General features: G+C 73.3%; 12 protein-coding genes. 6 read left to right on the top strand and 6 right to left on the bottom strand.

The features are described from left to right. Nucleotides 1-51: 51 nt before the first annotated feature. Together ACIP84_RS16630 and ACIP84_RS16635 are read right to left on the bottom strand one after the other, a co-directional pair. The gene (locus ACIP84_RS16630) at nt 52-1,371 is read right to left on the bottom strand and encodes an MFS transporter (protein ID WP_401798391.1); all 1,320 of its coding nucleotides are present in this window, start codon (nt 1,369-1,371) and stop codon (nt 52-54) included. A gap of 118 nt (nt 1,372-1,489) precedes the next feature. Next, complete coding sequence (locus tag ACIP84_RS16635) at nt 1,490-2,092, bottom strand: hypothetical protein (RefSeq protein ID WP_355964655.1); 603 nt, start codon at nt 2,090-2,092, stop codon at nt 1,490-1,492. Nucleotides 2,093-2,199: 107 nt separating this feature from the next. On the opposite strand from ACIP84_RS16635, the gene npdG reads away from it, so the two are divergent. Both npdG and ACIP84_RS16645 read left to right on the top strand, forming a co-directional pair. Then, entirely contained in the window at nt 2,200-2,913 is a 714-nt protein-coding gene (gene npdG, locus ACIP84_RS16640) for an NADPH-dependent F420 reductase (RefSeq protein ID WP_401798392.1), read from the top strand. Nucleotides 2,914-3,014: 101 nt separating this feature from the next. Beyond that, complete coding sequence (locus ACIP84_RS16645) at nt 3,015-3,200, top strand: hypothetical protein (RefSeq protein WP_401798393.1); 186 nt, start codon at nt 3,015-3,017, stop codon at nt 3,198-3,200. 51 nt (nt 3,201-3,251) lie between these two features. Here the strand turns inward: ACIP84_RS16645 and ACIP84_RS16650 are convergent, their stop codons facing one another. Then, nucleotides 3,252-4,046, bottom strand: a complete 795-nt coding sequence (locus ACIP84_RS16650) for a site-2 protease family protein (protein ID WP_401798394.1) — start codon at nt 4,044-4,046, stop codon at nt 3,252-3,254. 113 nt (nt 4,047-4,159) lie between these two features. Here ACIP84_RS16650 and ACIP84_RS16655 point away from each other — a divergent pair, with 113 nt between their 5' ends. Next, entirely contained in the window at nt 4,160-7,489 is a 3,330-nt protein-coding gene (locus ACIP84_RS16655) for a BTAD domain-containing putative transcriptional regulator (protein WP_401798395.1), read from the top strand. Between the two features lie 15 nt (nt 7,490-7,504). Here ACIP84_RS16655 and ACIP84_RS16660 read toward each other — a convergent pair whose 3' ends face one another. From ACIP84_RS16660 to panB, 3 genes are all read right to left on the bottom strand, one after another. Continuing rightward, entirely contained in the window at nt 7,505-8,359 is an 855-nt protein-coding gene (locus ACIP84_RS16660; protein ID WP_355964659.1) for an ABC transporter permease, read from the bottom strand. Then, nucleotides 8,356-9,348, bottom strand: a complete 993-nt coding sequence (locus ACIP84_RS16665) for an ATP-binding cassette domain-containing protein (protein WP_355964660.1) — start codon at nt 9,346-9,348, stop codon at nt 8,356-8,358. Before ACIP84_RS16665 ends, ACIP84_RS16660 begins: the two co-directional genes overlap by 4 nt. Before the next feature lie 118 nt (nt 9,349-9,466). Beyond that, nucleotides 9,467-10,330: a 3-methyl-2-oxobutanoate hydroxymethyltransferase gene (gene panB, locus ACIP84_RS16670; RefSeq protein WP_338496831.1), complete on the bottom strand. Its 864-nt coding sequence runs from the start codon at nt 10,328-10,330 to the stop codon at nt 9,467-9,469. A 233-nt stretch (nt 10,331-10,563) separates the two neighbouring features. On the opposite strand from panB, the gene ACIP84_RS16675 reads away from it, so the two are divergent. From ACIP84_RS16675 to ACIP84_RS16685, 3 genes are all read left to right on the top strand, one after another. Then, complete coding sequence (locus ACIP84_RS16675; RefSeq protein WP_401798396.1) at nt 10,564-12,303, top strand: MFS transporter; 1,740 nt, start codon at nt 10,564-10,566, stop codon at nt 12,301-12,303. Between the two features lie 60 nt (nt 12,304-12,363). Beyond that, nucleotides 12,364-13,035, top strand: coding sequence for a TetR/AcrR family transcriptional regulator (locus ACIP84_RS16680; protein ID WP_401798397.1), 672 nt, complete (start codon nt 12,364-12,366; stop codon nt 13,033-13,035). Nucleotides 13,036-13,238: 203 nt separating this feature from the next. Next, the gene (locus tag ACIP84_RS16685; RefSeq protein ID WP_401798398.1) at nt 13,239-14,264 is read left to right on the top strand and encodes an endonuclease/exonuclease/phosphatase family protein; all 1,026 of its coding nucleotides are present in this window, start codon (nt 13,239-13,241) and stop codon (nt 14,262-14,264) included. Nucleotides 14,265-14,269 lie beyond the last annotated feature (5 nt).

A 14,269-nucleotide genomic window follows, 5' to 3' on the forward strand; every position in this document is an offset into this window, starting at 1 on the left:
GCCTGTCCGGCCACCGTGCCGGTCCGGCGGTCGGGACCCGGCGGGGACCGCTCACACGGTCCCCGCCGGGTCCCGCTCCGCCGCCTCCCGCCGGGCCGCCTCCTGCTGGGCCTTGCGGCGCAGTGAGTCCTCGTCGGTCTCGGAGTCGTACGTGAGGAGCTTCGGCAGCGCGAGGCAGAGCAGGCCCACCGAGGCGACGCAGGCCACGCCGCCCGTCCAGACGGCCGACCGGGTGCCGGTCCAGCCCGCCATCGCGCCGGCCCTGACCTGGCCCAGCTGCGGGCCGACGCTGTACGAGAGCACCTCGATGCCCGCGAGCCGGCCGCGCAGCTCCTCCGGGATCGTCTGGTTCCAGATCGTCGCCCGGCCCAGGCCGCTCAGCATGTCGCCGGCCCCGGCGAAGGCGAGGCAGAGCAGGACCAGCCAGATGTTCCCGAACCAGCCCGCCGCCGCGATCGCCAGACCCCAGCCGGCGGCTCCCGCGGCCACGAGCAGCCCGTGCCGGCGCACCCTCGACGTCCAGCCGCTGGTCAGGCCCAGCACCAGCGAGCCGACCGAACCCGCCGCGTACATCAGGCCGAGCGACCAGTCCGCGTCCAGCTCGTCCGCGAGGAACGGGAAGATCGTGTTCGGGAAGGCGAAGAACATCGCCGCGAGGTCGACCGCGTACGTGCCGAGCAGCACCGGCCTCGACCAGGCGTACCGCGCGCCCTCCGCGATCCCCCGCAGCGAGGGCTTCTCCGCGTCGTGCGCGGGCGGCGCGGGCGAGAGCCGGCGGCACAGCAGCACCGAGGCGGCGAAACCGACGATCGTCACCCCGTACGCGGGCGCGTGACCCGCGTACGCCACGACCAGGCCGGCGAGCGCCGGCCCCGCGATCGAGCCCATCTGCCAGCGCAGCGAGTTCAGCGCGGCCGCCGCCGTCTGGTGCTCGTGCGGCACGATCCGGGCCATGAGCGAGTCCAGGGCCGGCCGCTGGAGCCCCGCGAGCGCCGAGACGCCGGCCGCGACCACGTACAGCGGCCAGAGCATCGGGGTCGGAAGCAGCGCGTTGACGAGGAGGATCGCGGCGAGCAGTCCGAGACCCGCCTCGGTCAGGAGGATCACCTTCCGCCGGTCGACCGCGTCGGCGAGCGCCCCGCCGTACAGGCCGAAGACCACCAGCGGCACCAGCTCGACCGCGCCCATCGCGCCGACGGCGAGCGGTGAACCCGTGAGTTCCTTGATCTGCAGCGGCAGGGCGATCATCGCCATCGCGCTGCTGAAGTACGTGACGAGCCCCTGCACCCAGAGCAGCCGGAAGTCCCGGGTCGCGCGCCACGGCGCCAGATCGGGCAGGAGCGCGGAGAGCTTCGCGAATGCAGGAGACACGAGAGGCCATGCTCCGGTGACGAACCGGACGGGGCAAACGATTTTCCTGCCGCAGTGCCGACACGAGGACGCCGCCAACGGCGGACCGGGCCCCTCCTGCCAGCGCGCGGGCGGCGGTCTACCAGCGCGCGGGCGGCGGTGCCGTCAGCCGGTCCGCGAGGTCCGAGAGCCGGTCGCGGAAGCGCCGGTTCCCCCGCGGTGACGGCAGGCTGTTCTCGCCGGCCGCCGCGCTCACCAGATGCTGCACCGTGTCCAGGTCGACCTCCGCCCCCTCCGCCACCGTGAGCGTCTCGTGCGCCAGCCCGCGCACCTCCTCGTCGCCCCCGTCGAGCGAGAGCACCGTCGCCCCCGCCCGCCGGGCGTCGTGCACCCGCTGCAGCAGCCCCGCGTCCGGCCGCTCCGGCGTCACCATCAGCAGCGTCGCGCCGCGGCCCGCCGCCTCAAGACGGCCGAGCCCCACCGCCAGGTGCGCCGGATCCCCCGGCCGCACCCGGTGCCGCACCAGCGTCGGCGCCAGCTCGGGGATCCCCGACCAGGCCGACTCGTCGACCAGGTGCGCCGCCAGGTGCCAGGGCTCGTACTCCGCCGTGCCGACCAGGAGCAGCCCGCCCCGGTGCGGGACGACCGAGGACCTGAGCGCACCCGCGAACCGGCGGGCCGCCCGCGGCCACTCCGTCCCGGCGAGCACTTCCCGCAGCAACGCGACCCGTACGGCATCCATGGCCCCGCATCCTGCACCAGGCGGAGGCCCTCGCGTGGCCTGTCGCGGTCGTTCCACCCGTACGGGAGCCGCCCCGGCGGGGCCGACCGCTCGGTAGTGTCGGGTCCATGACTTCCTCGACTCCCAGCACCCCCGCCCCCAAGGCCGCCCCCAAGGACCCGTGGGACCTCCCCGACGTCTCCGGCCTCGTCGTCGGCGTCCTCGGTGGCACCGGCGACCAGGGCCGCGGCCTCGCCTACCGGCTCGCCAAGGCCGGACAGAAGGTGATCATCGGCTCCCGCGCCGCCGACCGCGCCCAGGAGGCCGCCGGCGAGATCGGCCACGGCGTCGAGGGCGCCGACAACGCCGACTGCGCCCGCCGCAGCGACATCGTGATCGTCGCCGTGCCGTGGGACGGGCACGCCAAGACCCTGGAGTCCCTGCGCGAGGAGCTCGTGGGCAAGCTCGTCGTGGACTGCGTCAACCCGCTCGGCTTCGACAAGAAGGGCGCCTACGCGCTCAAGCCCGAGGAGGGCTCCGCCGCCGAGCAGGCCGCCGCGCTCCTCCCGGACTCCCGCGTCGCCGCCGCCTTCCACCACCTCTCCGCCGTCCTGCTCCAGGACGCCTCCCTGGAGGAGATCGACACGGACGTGATGGTCCTCGGCGAGGAGCGCGCCGACGTCGAGCTGGTCCAGGCCCTCGCCGGCCGCATCCCCGGCATGCGCGGCGTCTTCGCCGGCCGGCTGCGCAACGCCCACCAGGTCGAGTCGCTCGTCGCCAACCTGATCTCGGTCAACCGCCGCTACAAGGCCCACGCCGGGCTGCGCGTCACCGACATCTGAGCCGCTTCCCGGCAGGACGGCCGAGCCGGTCCGGGCCGGACGGAGGGCATGGGGGACACTGGACGGGCACAGCAGCCGTACCCGGACAGGAGCCGACCCCCATGCCCCGCCTCGCCCTCTTCGCCCTCGTGGTCTGCGCCCTGGCCGTCGCCGCGGCCGTCGTCTCCTTCGTCGAGGGCAGCTTCCTCGGCGTCGTCTGGATCCTGATCGCCGGTCTGTCCTCCAACATGGCCTGGTACTACATCCGCCGCGCGAAGGTCGAGAAGGCCGCGCGCGCCGAGGCCTAGACCGGCAGACCGGTCCCGGAGGCCGGTCCGGCCCCCGGGCGCTCACCGGCCTCAGACCTGGCAGAACTCCGGCGCCTCCTGCCAGAACCGGAACAGCTGCGAGCCGCAGTAGCGGGACAGCTCCGGCACCCCGAGCGACCGCATCAGCGCGTCGATCGCGTCGAAGAAGCCGTCGTTGACCGCCGGCACGAACAGCAGCGCGATCACGATGAAGAAGCCGTACGGCGCGTACGGCTCGATCTGCCGCTTCACCTTGTACGACAGCCAGGGCTCGACGATCCCGTAACCGTCGAGGCCCGGCACCGGCAGCAGGTTCAGGAGCGCCGCGGTCACCTGGAGGAACGCCAGGAAGGCCAGCGCGAACTGGAACGGGAGCGGGACGCCGTCGAGCGCGCCCAGCCAGAACGGGGCCGTGCAGACGAGCGCGAACAGCACGTTCGCGAGCGGACCCGCCGCCGAGATCAGACTGTGCTTCCAGCGGCCCTTGATCCGGCCCTGCTCGATGAAGACCGCGCCGCCCGGCAGACCGATCCCGCCCATGATCACGAACAGCACGGGCAGGACGACGCTGAGGACGGCGTGGGTGTACGCCAGCGGGTTCAGGGTCAGATAGCCCTTCGCGCCGACCGTGGTGTCACCGCCGTGCAGGGCCGTACGGGCGTGCGCGTACTCGTGGAGACAGAGCGACACCACCCACGCCGAGGTCACGAAGAGGAAGACCGCCAGACCGGGCAGGGCGGCGAAGTCCGTCCACACCGCCCAGCCCGTGACGGCCATGACGGCGAGGATCGCCAGGAAGACGGGGCTGATCCGCCGCTCGTGGCGCCGGGTGGTGGCCGTGGTCATCGCGGAAGCTCCCAGGGGACGGAGGTGGCTCGTTCGGTGCCTGATGTGCGGGAAACGTATCGGGTGACGGGGCGAGTTCCGGAGTCGGGCACCCTCTCACGGAGAATGGGCCCGTGCTCTACTCCGTCCTCGGCCCGACCCTCGCCCGCACGCCCGACGGCGCCGACGTGGCCGTCGGCGGCCCCCGGGTCCGCGCGCTGCTCACCGTCCTCGCGCTGCGGGCCGGCCGGACCGTGCTCGTACCGGACCTCGTCGAGGAGGTGTGGCACGGCGACGAGCCGCCCGCCGACGCCGTCGCCGCGCTCCAGGCCCTCGTCGGACGGCTCCGCAAGGCCCTCGGCCGGGACCGGATCGTCTCCGCGGAGGGCGGCTACCGCCTCGACGCCCGGCCCGAGGACGTGGACGCCCGCCGCTTCGAGCACCTGGCCGCGGAGGGCGTGGCAGCGCTCGGCGCCGGGGACCCGGCCCGGGCCGCTGCCCTCCTCGACGAGGCCCTCGGGCTCTGGCGCGGGCCCGCCCTCGCCGACCTTCCCGACCGGGAGACGGAGGCCCCGCGTTGGGAGGCCCGCCGCCTCGACGTCCGCCGGGCCAGGCTGGACGCCGCCCTCGGGCTCGGCGAGGCGCCCGCGGCCCTCCCCGAACTGACCGCCCTCTGCGCCGCCCACCCCCTGGACGAGACCCTCCAGGCGCTGCGGATCCGGGCCCTGCGGGACACCGGACGCGCGGCCGAGGCCCTCGCCGCGTACGAGACGGTCCGGCGCGCCCTCGCCAACCGCCTCGGCACGGACCCGTCGCCGGCCCTGCGCGCCCTGCACGCGGAGCTGCTCGCCCGGGGGCCGAGGACGGAAGCGAAGCGCGCGTCGAAGACCGAGCCGGACCGGGCGCCCGCCACCGCCACCCCTCCCGGCAACCTGCGCGCCCGGCTCACCAGCTTCGTCGGCCGGGACGAGGAGATCGCCGCCCTCCGAGGGGACCTGGAGGACGCCCGGCTCGTCACCCTGCTCGGCCCCGGCGGCGCCGGGAAGACCCGGCTCTCGCAGGAGGCGGCCGAGCGCGCGGCCGAGGCATGGCCGGACGGGGTCTGGGTCGCCGAACTCGCGCCCGTCACCGACCCCGAGGCCGTCCCCGAGGCGGTCCTCGCGGCCGTCGGCGCCCGCGAGACCGTCCTGCGGGGCGCGGGAGCCGAGGAGCTCCGGGCCGGCAACGACCCGCTCTCCCGGCTCGTCGAGCACTGCGCCGGGCGCCGGATGCTGGTGCTCCTCGACAACTGCGAGCACGTCGTGGCCGCCGCCGCCGAACTGGCCGAGACCCTGCTCGCCCGCTGCCCGGGACTCCGGGTCCTCGCGACGAGCCGGGAGCCGCTGGGGGTGCCGGGGGAACTGGTGCGGCCCCTGGGCCCGCTGCCGATGGGCATGGCGCTGCGCCTGCTCGACGAGCGGGGTGCGGCGGCGCGGCCGGGGTTCACCGTGGGCGAGGACCCCGAGGCGGCGGAGGAGATCTGCCGCCGTCTCGACGGTCTGCCGCTGGCGATCGAGCTGGCCGCGGCCCGGCTGCGGATGCTGACGTCGCGGCAGATCGCGGACCGACTCGACGACCGGTTCCGGCTGCTGACGTCGGGGGCCCGGACGGTGCTGCCGCGGCAGCAGACGCTGCGGGCGGTGGTGGACTGGTCGTGGGACCTGCTCGACGAGGTGGAACGCGCGGTGCTGCGAAGGCTAGCGGTCTTCACGGGCGGCTGTGATCTGGCGGCGGCCGAGGCGGTCTGCACGGACGACGGGACCGGCGAGGCGCTCGACGTACTGGATCTGCTCGGGGCGCTCGTCGACAAGTCGCTCGTGGTGGCAGGCCCGGGGGACGAGGGGATGCGCTTCCGCCTCCTGGAGACCGTGGCGGAGTACGCGGGGGAGCGCCTCGACGAGGCCGGCGAGCGGGCGGTGGTCGAGCGGCGCCATCTGACGTACTACCGCGAGCTGGCCCGCCGTACCGACCCCGAGCTGCGCGGATCGGGCCAGGTCGCCGCCATCGCCCGCTTCGGCGCCGAGTACGGGAACCTGCGCACCGCCCTGCACCGGGCCGTCGACGCCCGCGACGAGGACGAGGCGCTCGTCCTCGTCCACTCCCTGCTCTGGTACTGGCAGATGCGCGACCTGCGTTCCGACGCCCTGCACTGGGCCCGGGCGGCCGCCGCCCTCGGCCCCGACCCGTTCACCCCGCCCGCCGCCCCCGTCGTCCCCCTGGACGCACCGTGCACGGCGGTGCCGCCGCCGCTCGCCGAGGAGCAGCGCTGGGAGGCGCGGCGCGGGGTGCGGCTCGTCGAGCTGATCAACATGGATCACGAGACCGGGCGCTGGACCAGCCCCGCCGGCATGGAGCGGCTTCGCGAGATGACCGCCGTCTACGAGCCCGGCCTGCCCCAGGCCGCCCGACTGCCCGGCTCTCTCGCCGTCTTCGCGGTCCTCCTCATCGGCGAGGCCGGCCGGCTCCGCGAACTGCTCGACACGACCATCGAGACCTGCCGCCGCCACGGCTACGACTGGGAGCTCGCCAACGCCCTGCAGATGCGGGCCAACATGTTCGCCAACCGGGGCGACCAGGCCGTCGAGGCGATCGCCGACGCCGACGAGAGCCTGGCGCTCTTCGTCCGGCTGGGGGACGCCTGGGGCGCGGCCGAGGCGCTCTCCTCCCGCGCGGAGGCCCAGGAGCGGCGGCTCTCGTTCGAGGACGCGGCCGCGGACTTCGAGGCCGCCATCGGCTACGCGGAACGGATCGGCGCCCAGTCGCAGATGGCGCTCCTGCGCGCCCGGTACGCCGGAACGCTCGTCGAGACCGGTCGGCTCGACGAGGGCGAGGCCATCCTGCGCGAGATCGTGGACGGCGGCCACCTCTGGGGTCATGAACCCCTGCTCGGTGCCCGCATCTTCCTGGCCCTCGCGCTCGGCCGCAGCGGTCGCACCGACGAGGCCCGTGAGCACCTGCACGCGCTGCGGGGGGAGTTCGGCTCCGAGACGCTCTCCATCTTCGAGGGCTTCACGCTCGGCAGCCTGGGCTGGCTCGACGCCCTCGACGGACGGTACGGCTCCGCGCTCGCTCTCGCCACGGAGGCCTACGAGAGGTCCCTCGGCGCGCTGTCGATGATGGTCGCCCCGCAGATGCCCGGGGTCCATCTGGTCACCGCGGCCTGGGCGCTGGCCGGGCTCGGCGGCCCGGAGGCGCGTACCGGGGCGGTGCTGCTCGGGGCCAGGGACGCCCTGGTCCCGCCGGGGCACCTGGCCCCGCCGATGGAGCGGGAGAACCTGGCGCGGGCCGCGGAACTGTGCCGGGCCGAGCTGGGGGCCGCGGAGTTCACCGCGGCACACGCGGAAGGCGGCGGCCTCTCCTTGGAAGAGGCCGCCGCCCTGCTCGGTCGCGCCGCCGACGCGATCAGTGAGCGCGCCGAGTCCTGAACCCCCGTGGTGGACTCAGGTCTTCTTGCGGAACTTGGTCACCGCCAGGGGCGCCGTGACGATCGTGATCGCGAGGGCCCAGCCGAGTGTCATCCACACGGAGTGGGCGACCGGGCCGCCGTTGATCAGGTTGCGGGCGGCGTCGGCGAGGTTGGACAGCGGGTTGTAGTCGGTGAAGGTCTCCAGCCAGCCGGGCATCGAGGTCGTCGGGGCGAAGATCGAGGAGCCGAACTGCAGCGGCATCAGGACCAGCATCGCCATGCCCTGGACGGCCTGGGCGGTCTTCAGGGTGAGGCCGAGCAGGATGAAGATCCACATGAGGGACGCCCCGAAGACCATCGAGAGACCGATGGCGGCGAAGAGGTGCAGCACCGAGGTGTGGATCTCCAGGCCGAGCAGGAAGCCCATGCCGAGCAGGATCGCGGTGGCGATCAGCATCCGGCCGACCTCGACGACGATCTTCGCGATCAGGACGGAGGACCGGGCGATCGGCATCGTCCGGAACCGGTCCATGACCCCCTTCTTGAAGTCGTCGTTGATGCCCACGCCGACGGCCATCGCGATGTTCATGCCCATCATCGCCATCAGGCCGGGCGTCACGTAGTTCACGTAGACGTCGTTGTTGCCCTTGCCGGAGATCGCGCCGCCGAAGACGTACACGAAGAGCAGGATGAAGATGATCGGCATCAGGACGGCGTCGAACATCGACTCCGGGTCCTGCTTGATCTGGAGCGCGTTGCGCCGGGCGAGGGCGCCGATGTGCCGCAGGTTGGCGCGGAGGCCGATCCGGCCCTCGGCGGCGGGCGCGGGGCGCGCGGCCGCCGGGCCCGGGGCTCCGACGGGGGACTTGGTGACCGTGGTCGTGCTCATGCGGCGACCTCCTCGTTGGTCTCGTCGGAAACGGTGGTCTTCTCGCCGGTGATGGCCAGGAACACCTCGTCCAGGCTCGGCAGATGCGTGCCGATGTGCGCGATGCCGAAGCCGCGGGCGCCGAACAGGGCCACGACGGCGGTCAGCTGCTGGTCGGTGAGGATCGGCACGTACAGGGCGCCCTCGTCGGGCACGACGGTCGACCCGGCGATCCCGTCGAGGCCGGTCTCGCGGAGCGCGGCGGCCATCGCGGGCAGCCGGCCCGGGTCCACCGGGCGGACCTTCAGGGTCCGGCCGCCGACCTTGGCCTTGAGCTCGTCGACGCCGCCCCGGGCGATGACCTTGCCCTTGTCGATGACGGTCAGCTCGTTCGCGAGCTGCTCCGCCTCCTCCATGTACTGGGTGGTGAGGAGGACGGTGACGCCCTCCGAGACCATCCGCTGGACCTCGTCCCACACCTCGTTGCGGGTGCGGGGGTCGAGACCGGTGGTCGGCTCGTCCAGGTAGAGGACGGCCGGCCGGCCGATCATCGAGGCGGCGAGGTCGAGCCGGCGCCGCATGCCGCCGGAGTAGGTCATGGCGGGCCGCTTGGCGGCGTCGGTGAGGGAGAAGCGCTCCAGCATCTCGTCGGACCGGCGGCGGGCGTCGGCGCGGGAGAGGTCGAGCAGCCGCCCGATCATGTACAGGTTCTCCCAGCCGGACAGCTTCTCGTCCACCGAGGCGTACTGACCGGTGAGCCCTATGGTGCGGCGCAGCTGGCGGGGGTGCTTCACCACGTCGTAGCCGGCGACGGTGGCGGTCCCGGCGTCCGGGACGAGGAGGGTGGAGAGACAGCGGACGAGGGTGGTCTTCCCCGCGCCGTTCGGGCCGAGCACGCCGAGGACGGTGCCCTCCCGTACGTCCAGGTCGACCCCGTCGAGGGCCTTGGTGGCGCCGAAGTGCTTCACGAGGCCCCGGACCTCGACGGCGTTGGTGTGTGATCGCGTCATGGCCCCTACTAGAGCAGGCGCCACCGACAATCCTCCGACAGACGACCGACAGCCCGCCGATGGGGGATGTCGGCGGGCTGTCGGGTGGTGCCGCAGTGGCTTCGTGGGCCTGTCGCGACTAGTGGAAGGTGTGCTCCTCGGCGGGGAACGCCCCGCCGCCGACGTCCTCGGCGAAGGCGCGGGCGGCGTCGCCGAGCGTCTCGCGGAGGTTGGCGTACTGCTTGGTGAAGCGCGGCACCTTGCCGCCCGTCAGACCGGCCATGTCGGTCCAGACGAGCACCTGGGCGTCGGTGCCGGCGCCGGCACCGATCCCGATGGTCGGGATGTGCAGGGAGCGGGTGACCTCGGCGGCCAGCTCGGCCGGTACGAGCTCCAGGACGACCGCGAACGCGCCCGCGTCCTGCGCCGCCTTCGCGTCGCGGAGCAGCTTGTGCGCGGCCTCGTCGGAGCGGCCCTGCACCCGGTAGCCCATGGTGTTCACGGACTGCGGGGTGAGGCCCAGGTGCGACATGACGGGGATGCCGGCCTGGACGAGCAGCTCGGTCTGGGGCAGCGAGCGCTCGCCGCCCTCCAGCTTGATCGCACCGACGCCCGCGTCCTTGACCAGCCGGGTGGCGTTGCGCAGGGCCTGGACCGGCCCTTCCTGGTACGAACCGAAGGGGAGGTCGCCGACGACGAGAGCGCGCTTCGTGCCCCGGACGACGGCGGCGGAGAGCAGCGTCATCTCGTCCATCGTGACGGGCACGGTGGTGTCGTAGCCGAGGTGACAGTTGCCCATGGAGTCCCCGACGAGGATCACCGGGATGCCGGCCTCGTCGAAGACGGACGCGGTCATCGCGTCGTAGGCGGTGAGCATGGGCCACTTCTCGCCGCGGGTCTTGGCGGCGGCGATGTCGTGGACGGTGATGCGGCGCGTGCCCTTGCCGCCGTACAGCGCCTTGCTGCTGTCGGCGGGGGGTTTCTGGGCAGCCTGAAGCGTCATGGTGCACGGCTCCTTGTGTCATCTCGAGGCGCCCTGACGGCGTCCCCGGACCACATCCATGGTGGCACTTCGCCGGCCGGGCGGGGAAGTGGGCCGGAGTGGCGCTGTTCACACCGGCGCGCCGCGGCGGGCCGCGTGCCGTCGCGGGCGTTGAGCCGCCCGCAACGTAAAGGCTCGGTCAGGAATTACGATACGAGACGGTCTCGTATCGAAATGCCTCTAGGGTGGTGGGCATGTCACAGCCGTCCCCCGCATCCGCCGCATCCGCCGTGCCCCCCGGAGCCTCCGGACCCCGGGTCCCCGAGGCCGTCCACCGGCGCCGCTGGGCCGTCCTCGGCGTTCTCATGCTCAGCCTTCTGATCGTCGTCCTCGACAACTCGATCCTGAACGTCGCCGTCAAGACGATCGCCGCCCCCGCGCCCACCGGCATCGGTGCCACCCAGAGCGAGCTGGAGTGGGCGATCAACTCCTACACGCTCGTCTTCGCCGGACTCCTCTTCACCTCCGGCCTGCTCGGCGACCGCCTCGGCCGAAAGAAGGTGCTGCTCTTCGGCATCACCGTCTTCGGCATCGGCTCCGCGCTCGCCGCGCTCTCCGGCTCCCCGGCCGAGCTCATCGCCTTCCGGGCCGTCATGGGCCTGGGCGCCGCCTTCGTCATGCCCGCGACGCTCGCCGTCCTCATGAACGTCTTCGAGCGCGAGGAGCAGCCCAAGGCCATCGGCATCTGGGCCGGCAGCGTCGGCCTCGCCATCGCGATCGGCCCGATCACCGGCGGCATCCTGCTCCAACACTTCTGGTGGGGATCGATCTTCCTCATCAACGTGCCGGTCGTGCTGATCGCCCTCGCCCTGATGATGTGGCTGGTTCCCGACTCCCGGGACCCCAGGCCCGGCCGGATCGACATCCCCGGCGTGCTGCTCTCCGTCGTCGGACTCGTCCTCCTCGTCTACGGGATCATCCGCGGCGGCGAACTGGCCGACTTCACCGACGCCACCGTCCTCGCCCCGACCCTCGGCGGCCTCGCCGTGCTGGTCCTCTTCGTCCTCCACGAGCGGCGCAGCGACCACCCCGCGATCGACATGACGTACTTCAAGAGGCCCGCGTTCTCGGCGGCCGTCGCCGCGATCGCGCTCGTCTTCTTCGCGCTCATGGGCGTGACCTTCTTCTCCGCCTTCTACCTGCAGAGCGTCCGCGGCTACAGCGCCCTGCAGTCCGGGCTGCTCATCCTGCCCCTGGCCGTCGCACAGATGGTCTTCGCGCCCCGCGCGCGGCTCGTCGTCGAACGCTTCGGCGCCAAGGCCGTCTGTACCGCCGGCATGCTGCTCGTCGCCCTCGGCCTCGCGGCCTTCGCCTTCTTCGACGCCTCGACCCCGGTCTGGGTCATGGAGATCGTCTTCTTCGTCCAGGGCGCGGGAATGGCGCACATCATGCCGCCCGTCACGGTCGCGATCATGCAGGCGCTGCCGCGCGAGAAGGCCGGTTCCGGCTCGGCGATCAACAACACCTTCCGGCAGGTCGGCGGTGCGCTCGGCGTCGCCGTCCTCGGCTCGCTGCTCTCCTCCACGTACCGCGGCGAGATCGAGGGGCACCTCGGCGGCGTCCCGGCGGCCCTGCGGGCCACGGCGGGCGAGTCCGTCGAGGCGACGCTCGCGGTCGCCGAGAAGCTCGGTCCGGCGGGCCGTGACCTGGTGGCCCCGGCGTACGACGCCTTCCTCGACGCCATGCACGTCACGGCGCTCGCCTCGGCGGTGATCGGCCTGATCGGCGCGGCGGTGGTCGCGATGTTCCTGCCCGGCCGTACGCCGACGGGCACCGCGGGCGCCCCGGGACCCGGCGCCGCGGGACCGGGCGGGGCGGCTCCGGGCGTCCCCGGACCGGGTGCCACCGCACCCGGAGCCGGGCCGGGGGGCGAGGCCCGGCGGGGCTCGGTGCCGGGCCCGGCGTCCGAGGCGGGAGAATCGGCCCGACGGTAGGACACGAGGCGCCCAGGGCGCCGGTGGTGTCCGAGAGCCCGAACGAGAGGTGGAGCACACGTGTCGCGGCAGGACGGCGGGACCCCCGGAACCCCGGAAACCCACGACGACGGAGCCGCGACCGGTGCGTCGACCGGGGCCCCGGCGGGGGCCCGGCGCGGCCGACCCCGGAGCGAGGGCGTCGAGCGCGCCGTCTTCGACGCGGTCGTCGGGCTCCTGGACGAGGGCGTCCCGCTCGCCGAGCTGTCCATCGAGCGGATCGCCCGCACCGCCGGCGTCGGCAAGGCCACCATCTACCGCCGCTGGACCGGCAAGGAGGAGCTCTTCGTCGACCTGCTCCGCTCGGTGGAACCCCCGGACCCGGTGCTCTCCGGCACCTCGGTCCGAGGCGACCTCGTCGTCCTCCTGGAGTCGCTGCGCGAACGCGGCGTCGCCAAGCGGACCTCCAGCCTGCTCCACAACGTCTTCGCGCAGATGCAGCTCTACCCCCGGCTGTGGGAGGTCTACCAGCACAGCGTCATCGAACCGCGCCGCCGCCTCGGCCTGGACACCGTCCGGCGCGGGATGGAGAAGGGGGAGATCCGCGACGACCTCGACATCGAGTTCGTCAACGACCTCCTCACGGGCCCGCTGCTCCTGCGCACCGTCATCCGCCCCGGCGCCTCCCTGGAACCCGGCCTCGCCGAGCGGGTCGTCGACACGGTGATGGAGGGCCTGCGGCCCCGAGACTGACTGCCGCCCGCCCGACAAGGCCGGACCCGGCCAAATGTGCGCGTTCTGTCACAGCCCACCCGGGGGCGCCACCTGCAGGAACCCGCCACGCCGTAGCTGTCGTCCCACCGGACGTACGACGGCCCCGTCATCCCCTAGTGTCGACGTCGGGTCACGGAGCACGGCAGCAAGACAGCACGGCAGCAAGGCAGTGAGGACGGGCGATGGCGCGGGTGGACATGACGGAGACCGAGCAGGGCGGCACGGGGAACGAGCCGACGACCTCCTCCCGCTTCCGGGCCGCCCTCGGCGGACTCCGCCGCGACCCCGGGATCTGGCGCCGCGGCATCCTCCTCGCGCTCTTCGCGGTGGCCCTCACCCTGCTGATGGTCCTCCACGCCGACATCCCCAACCGGATCGGCAACCTCGGCAGCCTCACCGAGACCTTCCTGCCCTGGCTCGGCCTCTTCGTCCCCGTCCTCCTCGTCCTCGCCCTGCTGCGCCGCTCCGCCACCGCGCTGATCGCCCTGGTGCTGCCGGCCGTGGTGTGGCTGAACCTCTTCGGCGGGCTCGTCGCCGACAAGTCCGTGGCCGGCGGCGACCTGACCGTCGCGACCCACAACGTGAACGCCGACAACCCGGACCCCGCGGGCACCGCCGAGCAGCTCGCCGCGTCCGGCGCCGACGTCCTCGCCCTGGAGGAACTGAAGGGCGACGTGGTCCCGGCGTACGAGAAGGGCCTGGCGAAGACCTACCCGTACCACTCGGTCCAGGGCACGGTCGGACTCTGGAGCAAGCTGCCCCTGCGCGACCCGCAGCCCGTCGACATCCGGATGGGCTGGACCCGCGCGATGCGCGCCGACGTCGTGACCCCCCGGGGCGAGATCGCCGTGTACGTCGCCCACCTGCCGTCCGTCCGGGTCAAGCTGAACGCCGGCTTCACCGCCAACCAGCGCGACGACAGCGCGAACGCCCTCGGCGAGGCCATCTCCCACGACCGCCACGAGCGGATCGTCCTCCTCGGCGACCTCAACGGCACCATGAACGACCGGGCCCTCAACGGCATCACCTCGCAGCTCCGCTCCACCCAGGGCGCGGCGGGCGACGGCTTCGGCTTCAGCTGGCCCGCCTCGTTCCCGATGGCCCGCATCGACCAGATCCTGGTCAAGGGCGTCGAGCCGATGTCGTCCTGGGCCCTCCCGGAGACGAAGAGCGACCACCTCCCGGTCGCGGCCCGCGTGAGGTTCTGACGACG

The organism is Streptomyces sp. NPDC088707 (genome assembly GCF_044752725.1).
Lineage (GTDB): Bacteria > Actinomycetota > Actinomycetes > Streptomycetales > Streptomycetaceae > Streptomyces.

Bases quoted from the DNA above. Each gene is read 5' to 3' on its own strand.
- ACIP84_RS16635 (WP_355964655.1), bottom strand. From the start codon at position 2,092: ATGGATGCCGTACGGGTCGCGTTGCTGCGGGAAGTGCTCGCCGGGACG.
- npdG (WP_401798392.1), top strand. From the start codon at position 2,200: ATGACTTCCTCGACTCCCAGCACCCCCGCCCCCAAGGCCGCCCCCAAG.
- ACIP84_RS16645 (WP_401798393.1), top strand. From the start codon at position 3,015: ATGCCCCGCCTCGCCCTCTTCGCCCTCGTGGTCTGCGCCCTGGCCGTC.
- ACIP84_RS16650 (WP_401798394.1), bottom strand. From the start codon at position 4,046: ATGACCACGGCCACCACCCGGCGCCACGAGCGGCGGATCAGCCCCGTC.
- ACIP84_RS16660 (WP_355964659.1), bottom strand. From the start codon at position 8,359: ATGAGCACGACCACGGTCACCAAGTCCCCCGTCGGAGCCCCGGGCCCG.
- ACIP84_RS16665 (WP_355964660.1), bottom strand. From the start codon at position 9,348: ATGACGCGATCACACACCAACGCCGTCGAGGTCCGGGGCCTCGTGAAG.
- panB (WP_338496831.1), bottom strand. From the start codon at position 10,330: ATGACGCTTCAGGCTGCCCAGAAACCCCCCGCCGACAGCAGCAAGGCG.
- ACIP84_RS16675 (WP_401798396.1), top strand. From the start codon at position 10,564: ATGTCACAGCCGTCCCCCGCATCCGCCGCATCCGCCGTGCCCCCCGGA.
- ACIP84_RS16685 (WP_401798398.1), top strand. From the start codon at position 13,239: ATGGCGCGGGTGGACATGACGGAGACCGAGCAGGGCGGCACGGGGAAC.